This window comes from Paenibacillus sp. ALE2, from assembly GCF_054113385.1.
Genome location: NZ_CM134213.1, coordinates 366,970 through 383,216, shown reverse-complemented (window position 1 = coordinate 383,216; position 16,247 = coordinate 366,970). Strand labels below are relative to the sequence as shown.

At 45.6% G+C, this 16,247-nt stretch carries 10 protein-coding genes; 6 read left to right on the top strand and 4 right to left on the bottom strand.

Annotated features, from left to right (window positions below; translation table 11 throughout):
• Positions 1 to 122 precede the first annotated feature (122 nt).
• Both ACXHJ1_RS01565 and ACXHJ1_RS01560 read right to left on the bottom strand, forming a co-directional pair.
• Complete coding sequence (locus ACXHJ1_RS01565; protein WP_457905470.1) at positions 123 to 1,325, bottom strand: DUF4179 domain-containing protein; 1,203 nt, start codon at positions 1,323 to 1,325, stop codon at positions 123 to 125.
• Positions 1,297 to 1,881 carry an RNA polymerase sigma factor gene (locus ACXHJ1_RS01560; protein WP_044786388.1) on the bottom strand — a complete coding sequence of 195 codons (585 nt, stop codon included), beginning with the start codon at positions 1,879 to 1,881 and terminating at the stop codon, positions 1,297 to 1,299. Before ACXHJ1_RS01560 ends, ACXHJ1_RS01565 begins: the two co-directional genes overlap by 29 nt.
• 367 nt (positions 1,882 to 2,248) lie before the next feature.
• Between ACXHJ1_RS01560 and ACXHJ1_RS01555 the strand changes: the two genes are divergently transcribed.
• Positions 2,249 to 4,765 carry a rhamnogalacturonan lyase gene (locus ACXHJ1_RS01555; RefSeq protein WP_457905469.1) on the top strand — a complete coding sequence of 839 codons (2,517 nt, stop codon included), beginning with the start codon at positions 2,249 to 2,251 and terminating at the stop codon, positions 4,763 to 4,765.
• 470 nt (positions 4,766 to 5,235) lie between these two features.
• On the opposite strand, the gene ACXHJ1_RS01550 is transcribed toward ACXHJ1_RS01555, so the two are convergent.
• Positions 5,236 to 5,736, bottom strand: a complete 501-nt coding sequence (locus tag ACXHJ1_RS01550) for a hypothetical protein (protein ID WP_107734106.1) — start codon at positions 5,734 to 5,736, stop codon at positions 5,236 to 5,238.
• Between the two features lie 568 nt (positions 5,737 to 6,304).
• Positions 6,305 to 7,351, bottom strand: a complete 1,047-nt coding sequence (locus tag ACXHJ1_RS01545) for a substrate-binding domain-containing protein (RefSeq protein WP_044786391.1) — start codon at positions 7,349 to 7,351, stop codon at positions 6,305 to 6,307.
• Positions 7,352 to 7,863: 512 nt separating this feature from the next.
• Between ACXHJ1_RS01545 and ACXHJ1_RS01540 the strand changes: the two genes are divergently transcribed.
• The 5 genes from ACXHJ1_RS01540 to ACXHJ1_RS01520 all read left to right on the top strand — a co-directional run bounded on the left by ACXHJ1_RS01540 (position 7,864) and on the right by ACXHJ1_RS01520 (position 16,158).
• On the top strand, positions 7,864 to 8,826 hold the full coding sequence (locus ACXHJ1_RS01540; RefSeq protein WP_016821412.1) for an ABC transporter permease: 963 nt from the start codon (positions 7,864 to 7,866) through the stop codon (positions 8,824 to 8,826).
• A gap of 15 nt (positions 8,827 to 8,841) precedes the next feature.
• Positions 8,842 to 9,723, top strand: coding sequence for a carbohydrate ABC transporter permease (locus tag ACXHJ1_RS01535; RefSeq protein ID WP_013369666.1), 882 nt, complete (start codon positions 8,842 to 8,844; stop codon positions 9,721 to 9,723).
• 63 nt (positions 9,724 to 9,786) lie between these two features.
• Positions 9,787 to 11,376, top strand: coding sequence for an ABC transporter substrate-binding protein (locus ACXHJ1_RS01530; protein ID WP_457905468.1), 1,590 nt, complete (start codon positions 9,787 to 9,789; stop codon positions 11,374 to 11,376).
• A gap of 25 nt (positions 11,377 to 11,401) precedes the next feature.
• A complete protein-coding gene (locus ACXHJ1_RS01525; protein WP_457905467.1) occupies positions 11,402 to 12,859 on the top strand; it encodes a glycoside hydrolase family 32 protein in 1,458 nt (485 codons plus the stop codon).
• A 41-nt stretch (positions 12,860 to 12,900) separates the two neighbouring features.
• Positions 12,901 to 16,158 carry a GH32 C-terminal domain-containing protein gene (locus tag ACXHJ1_RS01520; protein WP_457905466.1) on the top strand — a complete coding sequence of 1,086 codons (3,258 nt, stop codon included), beginning with the start codon at positions 12,901 to 12,903 and terminating at the stop codon, positions 16,156 to 16,158.
• The last annotated feature ends 89 nt before the right edge of the window (positions 16,159 to 16,247 follow it).

The following is a 16,247-nucleotide window of genomic DNA, read 5'->3' as shown; positions in this document are numbered from 1 at the left end:
CCTTTGCTTGTATAACCAGTAAAAAACAGTTGAATAAGCAGGAGAAGGGACGGGTTAATGTAAATCGAGCCAAATGAGCAAGCCTGGATTCTCATCCAGGCTTGCTCACTCTTGCATCGATGTTATTGGGCTGGCACAGGGATTTTCATTTCCAGTTCTTTGATATACGTTTTGTCGCCTTTCTTCACTTCGTTGCCAACCTTGTCATTCACTTGTCCCACAATGCTCCAGTCGGTAGGCTTGACGGTCAAAGTGAACGGCTTAATCGTCACGTATTTCGTGCCCGGTTTAAGAGCATCGTACAGCTCATCCACATGATATTTTGTCTTAGGCTTGCTGTGGAAATAACCGAATTTGCGCTGCTCTAGAATGTTGCCCTGATCATCTGCAATATCGTAATACATCATCGTTGGCGCATACTCTCCCGTCTGCTCCTGAGAAGCAGGCACTTCACCTGTACTGTCCAGCACTAGACGAGTCGTTGTTGAGGTGGATTTCAGCTCCTTCACGGTATAGCTGAAGTTATTGCTGGTCTTCGTCTCATTCGGTTGGACCACAATCATGGTGTTGTCGATTTTCACCGGAACTTTGAATTCATAGGGCTCGTTGACACCTGTCATCGAGGTTTTAACCGTCAACTCAAACTCGTCCGGCAGAGAGCCTAGCTGCATGAATTCCCCAACGACAGAATTTTTTTTGTGCGGATCATCACCGTATATAAATTGTTGAGAGTCAACTTTTTTTCCGTTAATCTGTACTTCAGGATGTTTAAAGTAGCCCTTAGGCTGATCCTTCTCGGGCACTTGATGGGCTTTTAACCATTCATCATTACCACTACTTTCAGCATCCATAGGTACATAAGGACTTATAGAGCCTTCCGGCATATTCTCGCCTTGACGCTCAATGGAAAAGGACAGGCGTGTACCGTCATACAGAACATCGCTTAATGTGAGCGTAATTCCGTCATGCGTCACACTTTCATTAGGATGACTGAGAATGCCCTTATCTACAGCAGTCTGAATTTCATCCGAGCTCAATCCATAAAAAATACTGCCAATTCCGGGAATTTGCTTGAGTGTGGCCGCCATCGTGGGTGATACAACCCCGGCGCCTACCACTCCTGCCCCTAATATGCCAACTACGGATGCCGCCAGAACAGCCCGTTTTGCAAACTTTGGTTTCGTCGTCTTTCTTTGTATGGCTCTTTTTTCAATCTGCTTCATAATTTGATCACTCATACTGCCTCTGGGCATGACAGATTCATGGATCCAATTTTCCAACGGGTCCATTTCACGCTCATAAGGTGGTGTTAGATGTTTGTCCATTAACAAGTCCTCCTTTACTTCTGTGGTCCAGCAGCTTGCGCCGAAGCCGCTCGTATTTTTTGCGGATGGTTGCCGACTTTAAGCTCATGATGCTGCTAATTTCCTCAAAGCTGTATTGCTCGACAGCCTTCAGTAGCAGAATATGACGTTCTTCTGGGGTAAGATAAGTCAGCAGCTCTTCAATCACACTTATATAAGGTGATACTTGGGCGATGGACTCTTGTTCCTTGACCTGCTGAACCAGTTTGAGCCAGCGGCTGTGTTTCCTTTTGATATTCATTAAGTGATGATAGGCTATCTTGTATAGCCATGCCGAGAAGCTGGTCTGTCTGCTGTATTGATGAAGATGCTCATAAGCTCTGATAAAAATGTCCTGAACCGCGTCCTCTGTGGCTTCATGATTCTTCAAAATATAAAAGCAGTAGGTGTACATCTGACGCTCGAATTGCCGAATAATGATTTCATAAGCCTGCTGTTCACCAGCCTTGATACGTTCTATGGCCAGCTCAATCTGGCTGTATTTGTCCTGTGTATCCCCGGGGATGGTTGCCTGCAAGAGCTCACCTCCTTGTATTTATGTCTATATAACAATCGCAACGGGTCATTTTGTGACATCATTTTTGTGGAACCTTGATAGGTATGTATGTTTGATCACAGCTCGTTCATTTTATCATTTTATGATATTCGGATATTCTCACTTCAACTAACATGGTCGACTCACAAAATGGACCGTTTTAAACGGGCTAATGGGGTCATTTCAATAGAAACGGGCAACAACACGGATTTGTGTAGAGAAATACTCGGATATTTAAACGCGTTTGGGGGAACAGCAAAACTATAATAATAAGGAATTTAAATCATGTAAGCGCAATCATTTTCTGTATTTGCTTGTCATCACAATACAATTGAGGAGGACGAATTGGATGGCTCAAAGGAAAGGCGCATGGCAAAAGGGAACTTTGACCGCCGCGTTGGCAGCAATGCTGGCGATGACGGGCACGACTGGAGGAGTGGCTGCGGAAGACTTATCCGAACCCACGCTGCAGGCAGAATCAGCAATCGCAGTAGAACAAAACCGTAGTGGCAGCATTCAGCTGGAAAAGCTGGATCGCGGTCTGGTAGCTGCGGCGACGCAAGAGGGTGTATTTTTAAGCTGGCGGTTATTGGCCCAGGAAGTGAATGGCTACAGTTCAACAGGGCTGACAGGAGCGGACTTTAACGTATACCGTGATGGCAAGAAAATCGCGACGGTGACGGATAGCACCAATTATCTGGATAAGGAAGGAAACGGAAATGCGGTGTACAGGGTCGCTTCAGTCGTTAAAGGGAAAGAAAAGGATCGCAGTGCCAAAGTGAAGCCATGGCAGCAGGGTTATTATGAGCTTCCTCTGCAAAAGCCTGCTGATAGCGTAACACCCGCAGGTGAATCCTATACTTATTCGGCCAACGATATGAGTGTGGGGGATGTGGACGGAGACGGACAATATGAATTTTTTGTAAAATGGGACCCATCCAACTCCAAAGATGTATCTCAGAAGGGGTATACCGGAAATACGTATGTCGATGCGTATACGTTCGAGGGCAAGCTGCTGTATCGGATTGACCTCGGTGTGAATATTCGCTCAGGTGCCCATTATACACAGATGATGGTGTATGATTTTGACGGCGATGGCAAAGCCGAGCTGATGTTCAAGACCGCTCCGGGGACCAAAACGATTACTTTTGACAAGAAGGGCAAGCCCAAAAAAGAAAAATATATTACCCTGCCCCGTGAGGATCGCAAAGCTGGAATTACACATAAGGACGATTATCGTTTGAGTCGTACGGATTATTATGAGCATGTAGTGAATATGTTCATGAACTGGACGAAGCATGAAGAAGTGGTGAAGGGGCAGTGGCCTGCTACGCTGGAGGAATGCTTTGGTATTGCTCCAAAGTATAGCTACCCGTTATCCCGAAAGGATGCAGAAAGCCTGACGGATTACTTTATGGATGTGTATGCTCCTGCGCGGAGCGACAAAAACAAGCTGAGAGAATATGAAGGTTTCATTGTGGATGGACCGGAGTATTTGACCATTTTCAAAGGAAAAACGGGGACTGAGCTGGAGACGATTCGCTATGAGCCAGAGCGCCATGATGACGGTCTTATGTGGGGAGACTACGCTATGGCCCGGATTGAACCTGCTAACCGTGTGGATCGTTTTCTGGCAGGAGTAGCATATCTGGATGGACGCAAACCATACGCCGTATTTGCACGCGGCTATTATACGCGCTCCACCTTAGCCACTTACACGTGGGATGGTCGTCATCTCCAAAAACATTGGATGGTGGACAGTGGTTGGGCACCGATGACCAATCCGTTTAATGATAGCCCGCACGGACGGGATGGAACGGACCCGAAATTTGGCACCTTGACTACACAAGGAGCGCATTCGCTGAGTGCCGCAGATGTGGATGGAGACGGCAAAGACGAAATTGTATATGGCTCCGCCACGATCGACCATGATGGCAGCCTGTTGTACAGCTCGTTTGATGTTATGCCTCCTGAAAGCGCAATTCCGGGCCAAACCGCCAGATTGGGACACGGTGACGCGCTGCATGTTACTGATATTGACCCTGATCGGCCAGGAAAAGAAATCTTTATGGTGCATGAAGGCGGCACCTATGCCCCTTATGGTTATTCGCTGCGGGATGCCAAAACGGGTGAAGTCATCTACGGTGGGTATTCCGGTAAGGATACAGGTCGGGGGATGGTCGGTGACATAGACCCGGATCAGCGAGGACTGGAGACTTGGGCCATAGGCTTGTGGACCGCTGCGGGCAAACAATTGGATACCAAGATGCCGGGTACCAATATGAGTATCAAATGGGCGGCTGATATGACCACACAAATCGTGAACGGGGCGATCGACGTAACCCCAACCATTGAAGATTGGAAACGAGGCACATTACTCACCGCAGCAGGTACCAAAACGAACAATTATACCAAAGGAACGCCATCGTTGGTCGCTGATATTTTCGGAGATTGGCGCGAGGAAATGCTTGTCCGTACAGCAGATAGCTCGGCGATCCGTATCTATTTGAGTACCGAGCCTACAACGCATAAATTGTACACATTGATGCATGACCCGCAGTATCGTGCGGATGTGGCGCGTCAAAATACTGGCTATAACCAGCCGTCCTACACGAGCTTTTACTTTGCATCCGATATGAATTGGGCGAACGTGCCGATTCCCAAGCTCTATACACCAAGAGCCTTGATGAATGAAGAGAGCAGTGACGAAGCGGATGAGGTAGAGGCAACGGAGGTAGATGAAAAAGAAGTCGATGAAACGAAAGTTGATGGAACAAAAGTCGATGGGGCAGAAATAGATGAGAAGGAAATAGAGGGAGAGTCAGCGGTCCCTGTAGTTCCTGTAGTTCCAGCAGAGGATCTATAAACGATTAGCCGGAGACTAAAACTGTAGCACCCCATCCATTAGTTAATAGACTTAGTAAAATGGCAAGCCTCTAAATCATCAGAGGCTTGCCATTTTACATTCTTAAAGTTTAAGAGTATAGACGTTTTTTCTTGCGAGTAAGCATCAGCGGTCGCCTTTATTTTTACAGATGAGGTCTCTTATATTTACGTATAAAGGCTCGGAACAGGCGCATGCTCAATCACTTCATCCAACAATTTGAGCATATGACCCCAAATATAGAAGAACCATCGGTGTTAGGAGTAATTCTCCAACACTGATGGTTCTTATTACATCTGATCACATATTAATTCCCCGTGATTAGATGGTGAAAATATTGTCATTGATCCAGTACTGCCGCTTGTAAAGGCACTTAGGGGTACACATGAAATACAAAAAAAGAAAACTCCAAACCGGGTCAAGGTCGGAGCTTTCTTTGTTTTGTTTAGCTATTATTTGGCATCCGATGGAAGTGAACCGGCTACGCCCCATAATTCCACATTTACTTTGTTTGAAGCACCACGGAATTGAATTGTATATCGCCCGGAACGCATAGCATCAGAACTTCTCCAAACAGTTTCACTGTTTTTGCTGATTGTCTGGCCGTCAACATACGATTTCCCAGAATCGTTGTGCTCTACAGTAAAGTCAACGGGGGTATTAGCGTAGTTTCTAATGCGCAATTTAACATACCCGAAACCCTTAGGAACCTCGAAGCTGCCTGATGCAGTTGCACTTCCCCCTACAGTAAAGTTAAAAGAATTTCCCACGCTTTGAGGAGTTATTACATGGTCACCAGTAGTTGTATTACCAGCATCTTGGGTCGCCGTAGTGGATGTATTTGCAGAATCAGTTACAGCATCTGAATCCGCAAAGATCGCACTGGGCACGGCAATAGCTCCTCCTAATAAACCTAAAGATAAGGCTGATGCAATTAAATGTTTTTTCTTCACAGAATAATCCTCCTTGTAATTGTATAAAACTGCTACATCATTATACCAAAAGATTCCATCTAATGTAATATTTCGACAAAAAATATTAATATATTATCAATTATATTATTTATTTCTATATTAATCCTGTATTTAATATTCGGATTTACTCAAAAATCTGTCAAGTTCCACTGGATTCACTTCACTCTTACTACGCCGAAAATCCGAACAAATCGAGTCATCCTAATCCAAATTTTGATGATTGCGTCACGATAGTTGAGTGGGAGCTGAAATAGGAGCTGCAAGTGGTCTTTGGGGTGCTGCAGCGGGTGCGGCATTAGGGGCAGAATGTAAAAATCGTTTGTATATTTTCATAAGAAAGAGACAGTCATGTAAACGACTGCCTCTTCTGTTCTCAGCGTGACTGAGTACTTGCCAACAGCTGCCTGAAGAGACCGAATCACGGACCAGGTTTCCAGGCAGAACTGTAATATGCAGTGAGTGCGGCTGGCATGCCGTTAAATAATATCCGGATACAACAGCGATTGGAGCAACGTTCCGTTCGCGGAGCGTCGCCAGACCCCCTCTTTTACTTTTCTATTTGTAAAGGAGTCGATTCTCTAAATATCGGCTCAGTTCTGATATGCGTAATCTGATAAGGCCTGGAAGGATCTTTGACCCGCGCCAATAGCATCTCAGCCGCCATAATCCCCATTTCGTTGTTGTAAATATGCACGGTGGATAAATGAGGCTCTACAATCCGGGATTCAGGAGCGTTATCAAACCCAAACACAGCAATATCTTCGGGAATTTTCAAGTTTTTGTTTTTGAGCGCTTTCATGACACTGACGGCGATAAAATCATTGGCGCACACGAACGCAGATGGAAGCACGCTCATGCCCTCCAATTGTTTATCCATCCAATCCGATTCGGAGAAAAAATTTCGGTCCTGATCAACGATGCAGCAAGATAAATCCACACTTTGGCCTGCTTCGATTAAAGCACGGTTATATCCAACCCACCGCTCGTTGAAGCTTTTGCAATGTTTATAATCCCCAACAAAACCGATCCGCGTAAATCCACGATCAATCAGGCTTTTGGTAACAGAATAAACGCTATGTTCGTTTTCCATCAACAATAAATCCGCTTTCAAATCAGGACAAAAAATGTCCACCGAGCAATCAATAAAGATTGTAGGCAGTCCCAAACTCGTAACGAGCTCACTATACTGTGGATCGAACATTTCAATACAAATGATTCCGTCAACCTTAGAGGCTTCAAAATTATTAGGCAGTGTTCCCGCTTGGATTTCGTTTTCCCGCACAATATGAATCGACAAATTATACCCTTCTGCACTTATTCTTTTTTCCAACCCACTGATCAGAAAGGAGCCAAAATGCGAGCTGTTCGGCAGATTGCATGTAAACAGGGCAATGTTACCTTGGTTCTTAGGGATGATACTGTCTGTTTCCACATAGGCAAATTGCTTATATTTGAGCTCGATCGCTTTTTTAATGACCTTGTTCCGAGTATCAACCGGGATGCTCTCACTACCGTTAATGGCTTTGGATGCGGTGTTTCGGGAGATTCCCAAAGCGTCAGCAATGTCTTGAATGGTGACTTTTTCTTTCTTCATAGACAGGTTCCACCTTCACTTAATAAATGGATTGCCTGAGAGGTACAGTTGCCTCTGCCAGCTTTCCGTTCAGACCTAAAATGTATCCTAAATGTATAATAGTTCGCATAAAATAGCAATGTTGAGATTACAAATGTATAAAATATTTTTACATTTGTAAAGTTTATTTAATAGCCTGTATTTATCTTTATCAGATCGAAAAATGAACTGAAATTCAAATTTGTATAAGCTGGATAAAAAAATGCTCATTGAAACAGAGAGGGTACATTAGGGCCGAATAAGTGAAGCGGTCATTGTTAATGGGGAACTTTCAGATTTGGATCATAGGGGATGATTATTTTTGTTTTTGTTACAAAAGCTCAGAATGACAATAATATTTTGGTCAAATGTAAATAAAATATTTTACAAAAGTTATTGACGAATGATAATTTGATTTGGTAAATTGAAGATGAAAAATGTAAGCCTTTTCAGTTGTCTTGTACAGACGGTTATTACAGATGGGGGGAACGCAAATGGCAAACTTGGCTAAGGCAGCTCAGAGACATGCCGCACTGGGGGAGCAAAGGTCCATTCGCAGCAAGCTAGACTATATTCGCAAAAACTATTTTCTTTACGTACTGCTGGCGCCTGCACTGATTCTTACGATTCTTTTTAAGTATGTTCCGATGTATGGGGCCATTATTGCATTCAAGGATTTTAGCCCGCTTAAAGGGATATGGGGAAGTGACTGGGTTGGACTAAAATACTTCACTAAATTTTTAGAATCGCCCAATTTTACGGATATTTTCTTCAATACGCTGAAACTGAGCTTCTATGGACTTGTACTCGGGTTTCCTGTACCAATCCTGTTAGCGGTCATGCTGAATCAAATCCGCAAGGCGGGATTGAAAAAGAATATCCAGCTTGTTTTGTACGCCCCTAATTTTATTTCAGTTGTTGTCATTGTGGGTATGTTGTTTATTTTCTTGTCTCCGACAGGGCCCCTGAATCAAATCATTGCATCGGTGACCGGCAACCCTGTGATCTTTATGACAGAGCCTGAATATTTTCGCTGGATTTATATTCTGTCTGGAATTTGGCAGGGGGCGGGGTGGTCTTCAATCATTTATGTAGCTGCACTCGCTAATGTTGATCCCGAGCTGCATAATGCAGCAAGTCTGGACGGGGCCAACCTGCTTCAGCGCATATGGCATATTGATTTGCCGACGATTAAACCGATTATGGCGATTGTTTTTATCCTGGCAGCAGGAGGAATTATGTCGATTGGGTTTGAGAAGGCGTATCTTATGCAGACATCCATGAATTTGCCTACTTCTGAAATTATTCCTACCTATGTGTATAAAGTCGGCTTGCAATCCGGCAATTATGCTTATTCTGCGGCGGTCGGGCTGTTTAATTCGGTGATTAATGTGGTTTTGCTGCTGACCGTTAACTTTATCGTCAAGAAGCTCAATGAGGGAGAAGGGCTTTATTAGGAAAGGAGCCTCTTTATGCATGTCAAACATTCCAATCTGGACCGCTTCATCCTAGGTGTGAATTACATTGTGCTCACTTTAGCTGTTTTGATTATTGTAGTTCCCTTGGGTTATATCGTGATTGCTTCGTTTATGGACCCGACCGTTTTGTTAAGCAAAGGGCTATCCTTCCGTATTTCGGATTGGAGTGTGGAGGGATATCGGAAAATTTTGTCCAACCCGGCGATGCTCCGTGGGTTTGCCAATTCGGTGTTCTATTCTTCATGCTTTGCCTTGATCTCTGTGACGGTTTCGATTTGCGCTGGCTATGCCTTATCGGTGAACAGCTTGGTGGGGCGAAATTTCTTTATGACATTGTTTATCATCACCATGTTTTTCAGTGGAGGTCTGATTCCAACCTACTTGTTGGTCAAAAATTTAGGGATGCTGGATACCGTATGGGCTATTCTTCTTCCCGGTGCAATCAATGTGTGGGATCTGATTTTGGCACGAACGTTCTTCAAAGGTGTACCTAATGAATTAAAAGAGGCCGCCAACGTGGACGGAGCCTCGGACTGGACGATATTTTTTAGAATTGTCCTGCCGCTGTCCAAACCCATTATTTTTGTCATTGCGCTATATGCCTTTGTTGGTCAGTGGAATTCTTATTTTGATGCCATGATTTATCTGGATAATGCACAGCTGCATCCGCTTCAATTGGTGCTGAGATCGATCCTGATCCAAAACCAGACGATGCCTGGCATGATTAGTGATCAATTAGCAATGGCGGAACTGAAACGTCTTTCGGAAATGATCAAATATTCATCGATTGTCATCTCCAGTCTTCCACTGCTTGTGATGTATCCTTTTTTCCAAAAGTATTTTGAAAAGGGCGTTATGGTCGGCTCTTTAAAATAACAGATGCCGCACACTTCATTTGCTATATGTGCTTTTTACCATTATCCGATGGAGGTCATCCAGATGAAAACAGTCAAAACTGCCTCATTTGCCGCACTGGCGGCGATCTTAGTTCTTTCCGGCTGCGGTAGCAGCAATTCCTCTAATGAAAGCGATGCAACAGATGTGAATGGAAAAGTGACACTCAACTTTTTAACTCAAAGCTCACCACTTGCTCCGGCAGATCCGAACGACAAGCTGATCAACAAACGGCTGGAAGAAAAAACGGGCATTCATATTCGTTGGAAGAACTTTACCAGTGACCAGTTTGTAGAAAAAAGGAATCTGGCCATTGCCAGCGGCGATTTGCCGGATGCAGTGTTCGACGCGGGCTACTCGGATTATGACTTGCTCAAGCTAGCCAAAGACGGTGTCATTATTCCAGTGGAGGATTTGATTGAACAGCATATGCCGAATTTTAAAAAGGTATTGGAGCAATCCCCGGAATATAAAGCGATGTTGACTGCGCCGGATGGACATATTTATTCCTTTCCGTGGATTGAAGAATTGGGGACAGGAAAAGAAGCGATCCAGTCTGTGGATGATTTGCCGTGGATTAATGTGGAGTGGCTGAACAAGCTGGGCTTGTCCATGCCAACAACGACCGAAGAGCTGAAGCAGGTCCTAATTGCCTTTAAAACAAAGGACCCCAACGGCAACGGGCAGGCGGATGAGATTCCATTATCGTTTATAGATAAGCCTGGCGGCGAGGATTTGGCCTTTTTATACGGGTCCTTTGGGCTGGGAGAGAACTGGGATCACACAGTAGTGACGAACGATGGAAAAGTCGTATTTACAGCAGCGGATAACGGATATAAGGAAGCCGTCAAATATATTCATGATTTATACAAGGAAGGGCTGGTGGACATAGAGTCCTCCCAGCAGGATTGGAACACTTATCTGGCCAAAGGGAAGGATCACCGCTATGGTCTGTACTTTACATGGGATAAGGCCAATATTACAGGCCCGAATAAAAAATACGATCTCATGCCGCCGCTGGCTGGACCGGATGGACATGTGAATGTTACACGGACGAATGGCATCGGCTTCGATCGCGGGCGCATGGTGATCACCAGTGCTAATAAGAAGCTGGAGGCGACTGCCAAGTGGATTGACCAGCTGTATGATCCGATCCAGTCTATACAGAACAACTGGGGAACTTACGGGGATACCAAGCAGAAGAATATTTTTGAGTATGATACGGCAAAGGGAATGCTGAAGCATCTGCCGCTGGAAGGCTCGGCTCCGGTGGAAATCAGACAAAAGACGAACATTGGTGGACCGTTAGCTGTATTGGATGAATACTACGGAAAATACACAACCCAGCCGGAAGATGCGACATGGCGATTGGGGTTGCTCAAAAAGGTGATGGTTCCGCATATGCAAGCGGATCATAATTATCCTAAAGTATTCTTCTCTATCGATGAGCTGGATCGTTTGTCGACTATTGAAACCGATCTATTCGCCTATGTTCTCCGTAAACGTACGGAATGGTATCAGAACGGTAAGGTCGAAGAGGAGTGGCCGGAATATTTGCAGGAGCTGAACAGTCTGGGATTACAGGAATGGTTGCAAATCAAGCAAGCGGGCTATGACAGAAGCACAAGTAAATGAATCTTTTTTCGAGGGAGATGAGTATATGAACGTGATTAGGCAAGAGAAATACCGCCCATCCTATCACTTTTCACCAAAAAGCGGATGGATGAATGATCCGAATGGAATGGTTTATTATGAAGGGCGCTATCATTTGTTTTATCAGCATCATCCGTTTGGCACCACATGGGGACCTATGCATTGGGGGCATGCTGTCAGCACTGATTTGATGAATTGGGAGGAGCAGCCAATTGCCTTGGAGCCGGATGAGCTAGGAACGATTTTTTCCGGGAGCGCTGCAGTGGATGAACAGGATACATCCGGATTTTTTGGCGGCAAGCCGGGCTTGGTAGCCATTTTCACCCATCATCATTCGCTTCCGGGGACGGAACAGGTGCGGCAGTGCCAAAGCCTTGCCTATAGTACCGATTCAGGGAAAACTTGGATTAAATACACAGGCAACCCGGTGCTGGAGGATAAGGAATACATTGATTTTCGGGACCCGAAAGTGTTTTGGCACAAACCTACAGAGCAGTGGGTGATGGTGCTGGCCTGCGGTCAGACGATTCGAATCTATCATTCTCCGAATCTGAAGGAATGGACTTTTGCCAGTGAATTTGGACACGGCATCGGTAGTCATGATGCGGTGTGGGAATGCCCGGATTTATTTCCGCTATATGTTGATGAGAAACGCGAACAGGTGAAGTGGGTCATGCTCGTAAGCATTGGCGATACCCCGGGGATTCGGGAAGGGTCTAGAACACAGTATTTTACGGGTGAATTTGATGGGACAACATTTGTGGCAGATGCGGAAAGTGAAAAAGTCCGCTGGCTCGATTATGGCAGAGATAACTACGCAGGTGTGTGTTGGTCGGATATCCCGGCAGAGGACGGACGACGCCTGTTTATGGGCTGGATGAGCAACTGGAGATATGCCAATCAGACACCGACGGAGCGCTGGAGAGGTGCCATGTCCATTCCGCGAGAACTCGTACTGGAAACGAGAAAGGGCACAGTTGCGCTTGTTCAGCGCCCTGTTCGGGAGCTGGAGGGATTAAGAACCCCTGTCCTCTCACTCACAGAACCATCTTGGGAGGAAGTGCGAAACGCATTGTCTTCCTTGCAGCTGGATTGCTACGAACTTGTGGCTGAATTTGCAACCACTGGAGACTTTGGCTTTAAAGTGCGGGTATCGGATGAACAAGAAACACTCGTCGGTTACACTTCTGCCACGCAGGAGGTATACGTGGACCGGACACGGTCTGGTCGCTCGGATTTTCATGAAGACTTTGCAGGCAAACATGGAGCCTCATTAACAATCTTACCGGATCGCATGGACATCCGTATCTATGTAGATCGCTCGTCTATCGAAGTGTTTTTCGATCGCGGACAGGTAGCCATTACCGATTTAATATTTCCTGATGCAGAAGCTAAGGGTCTTGAAATATTCGCAGCAGAAGAGCGGGTTACGTTATTTTCGCTGGAGCTTTATGCGCTAAAATGAGGTTTTCTTCATAATCCGTACTGGAAGGTAGGAAATTGGCGATGAGGATAGAGCTCACAAACACGCGAACGAACCTGACGGATTGGCAGATTAAAGGGAAGGGACGCATAGAAGATAACGTTCAGGGACTTTTGCTAAGATCGGAGCCACAGGAAAACGTGATGGCTATGTCTGGAACCACATCACAGGATTTTACTTTTGAAGCGGATGTGATGGTCACAGACATACAGGCAGATGCTACCCTAGTTTTCCGTTCCAGTGAGGACGGATGTTCTTCCTATATGCTTCAAATCGTGCCAGCTGCTGGATTATTACGGTTGCGCGATGCTGCTGGAGATATCAAAAGACTCAAAGAGGAACGGCAGGTAAAATTACAAAAAGGAGATATTTATCATCTCAAGGTAAAGGTAGAAGGCTCGCAGCTTAAAGTGTACTGGGATGAAGGATATCGCCCGATTATAGATGTGGTCGATACGACGTATGCATCAGGATATTTGGGACTGAATGTCTGGAATGGGTCGGCATTATTTCAGAACATTCAAGTCAGTGATATGGATACGAATGTAGATGAACCGTTCTTGATCCGTGGAAAATGGCAACCGGACCTCAAAGGGCAAAAAGCTGAGGGAACAAGTTCTGAAGGAGCATTGAAAATATTTAGTACGACAGCTGCCGATCTGGTCATGGAAGGTAGTGTGACGCTGAATCCTTCTGAACCGGGAATGGAAGCAGGGCTATTTTTCAGAGGGAATCCGAAGGGTACAGAGGGATATGTTGCTTCTGTGCAACGTGAGGATCAGCAGGTTCGGGTACATCTGAGAAAGGCGAATGGAGCGTTGGTTACAAGCTCTGTCATGGTGTATCCGAATACATCGGGCAGTAAATATAGTCTGGAAATCATCACATATGAAGAGCGAATTCGCGTGTTTATAGATGGCTACACGCCTGCGGCGATTGACATTGTGGATAACAGTTATTCCAGTGGTTTTATAGGTATGAAGGCAACTGGGGGTACGGCTTATTTTCAGGATATCTACCTTACCTCCGTCTCGAATTACTATACAGAAAAATATCGCCCGCAGTATCATTATTCCCCTGCCAGAGGCTCGGCCAGCGATCCGAACGGATTGGTATATTTCGAGGGAGAATATCACCTGTTTCATCAGGATGGTGGACAATGGGCACATGCGGTCAGTCTGGATTTGCTGGATTGGAAAAGGCTTCCCTTGGCATTAAAGTGGAATGATTTGGGCCATATCTGGTCCGGCTCGGCTGTAGCTGATCTCACCAATACTTCCGGCTTGTTCAGCGACTATGGCGGAAAAGGGCTGATTGCATATTACACCTCCTATAATCCCGATCAGCCCAAGGGAAACCAGAGAATTGGCCTTGCTTACAGCACAGACCGGGGACGGACATGGCAATACCCCGAAAACAATTCAATTGTAATTGAGAATCCGGGCCAAAATGAAAACGATCCTGGCAACTGGGATTTTCGTGATCCGAAAGTGGTATGGGATGAAGCGCATCAGCGCTGGATTATGGTCGTGTCGGGAGGTGACCATATCCGCTTCTTTACCTCCGCCAACCTATTAGATTGGAGCTGGACGGATAACTTTGGCTATGGTGATTATATACGGGGCGGGGTATGGGAGTGCCCAGATCTATTCCCGCTCGCGGTAGACAAGAGCAACACCTCTAAATGGGTGCTAATGATTAGTACTGGAGCCAGCACGAACACTCAAGGCTCGGATGCGGAATATTTTATCGGTGAACTGACATCTGATGGCAAATTTCAAAATGATCTTCCGCCGGGGAAGGTGTTGAAAACCGATTGGGGCAAGGAATTCTATGCCTCGATGTCTTTCTCCAATATGCCCTGCGGGCGGCGTATCATGCTGGCATGGATGACAAATTGGGACTACCCGTTCAGCTTCCCAACTTCACCCTGGAAGGGGCAGTTCAGCATCCCGAGAGAGTTATCGTTAAAAACAACCCATGAAGGCATACGCTTGATACAGCATCCGATATCCGAACTGACTTCGCTACGTTCTCATTTATTTTCGCTAGAACATGCAAGTATCACGGAATCTTCTCCGAATATACTGGAAGGTTTAAAGGCGGGTGCCTATGAGATTGAGGCGGAGTTCGAATTTCCTTCCGTTGGGATGGCATCGACTTTTGGGTTTTGCGTACGGGAAGGCGGTGAGCAAAGAACGGTAGTCGGCTATAAAACAGATGTACAACACATGTTTGTAAACCGTGCTGAATCAGGGCTTACTGATTTCTCTCCTCTATTTTCAACGCTTCATGAAGAATCGCTGGCACCGGTCGGGAATCGAATTCAAATGCGTATATTTGTGGACGAATCCTCAGTCGAGGTGTTTGGTAACCATGGAGAAGTCGTATTTTCTGATATCATTTTTCCAGATTCGGCGCGTAGAGGGATGAGCTTCTATGCTCAAGGTGGTGAGGTGAAAATTGTTTCTCTTCATGTGTATGCGCTACACAATCGCTGGAGGGTTACAGAGGTTTCATCCATCAGACTGATCATGGATTACACACAGCTGGAGCTTGCGGAAGGACAGTCGAAACGTCTGTATGCGAGTGTGGAGGATCATTCCGGGAGAAAAGAACATTTGCTGAATTGGGAATCCAGCAACCCCGCAGTCGTCAAGGTGATCTCGTCAAATGAAGGCTACGCGATCACGGAGGCACTTTCCCCTGGAGAAGCCATTGTTACAGCCTCCATCCCAGGAGATACGGTAAGAGCAAGTACCTCTGTCACTGTGCATGGCGGGAAGTTTTATACCAACCTTTCAGGTTGGGTGCCGGATGTCTCCGCATCCCGCTGGATGGTGACGACGGATGGTATGCGCGGAAGCTATATTAGCGATGCGAATTATATGGCTTCTGAGCAGGCGGAAGATTTTACGTATGAGGCTGATATGAAGCTGTATGGAAATGGGAGTGCTGGCTCCATGATTTTCCGTGCCAACGCGGACGGGTCGAGTGGCTATTATTTCAATTTGGATCCGAACATGAAATCCATTCGCCTTTTTTATAAAAAAGAAGGGCGATTCGAGGAACAACAGGTGCTGACCAAGGTTCCAAGATTTGTACTTCCGGGAGTAACCTATCATATCAAAATCCAAGCAAAAGGATTACGCCTTCGTATAGAGATAGACGATGAACAGGTAATCGACTTGGAAGATGGTACGTTTGCCGCAGGGCATTTTGGTATCAATGTATTTGGAGGGCAAGCTTTTTACCAAAATGTAAGGGTCCAAAAAGTCTGATTTGAATTTCGTATTTTTGAAAGAGAGCTGTATTTTACGAGCTCTCTTTTTTGCGTCTTTTTTAGCCGGAGCCTGCAAATTGCTGGTTA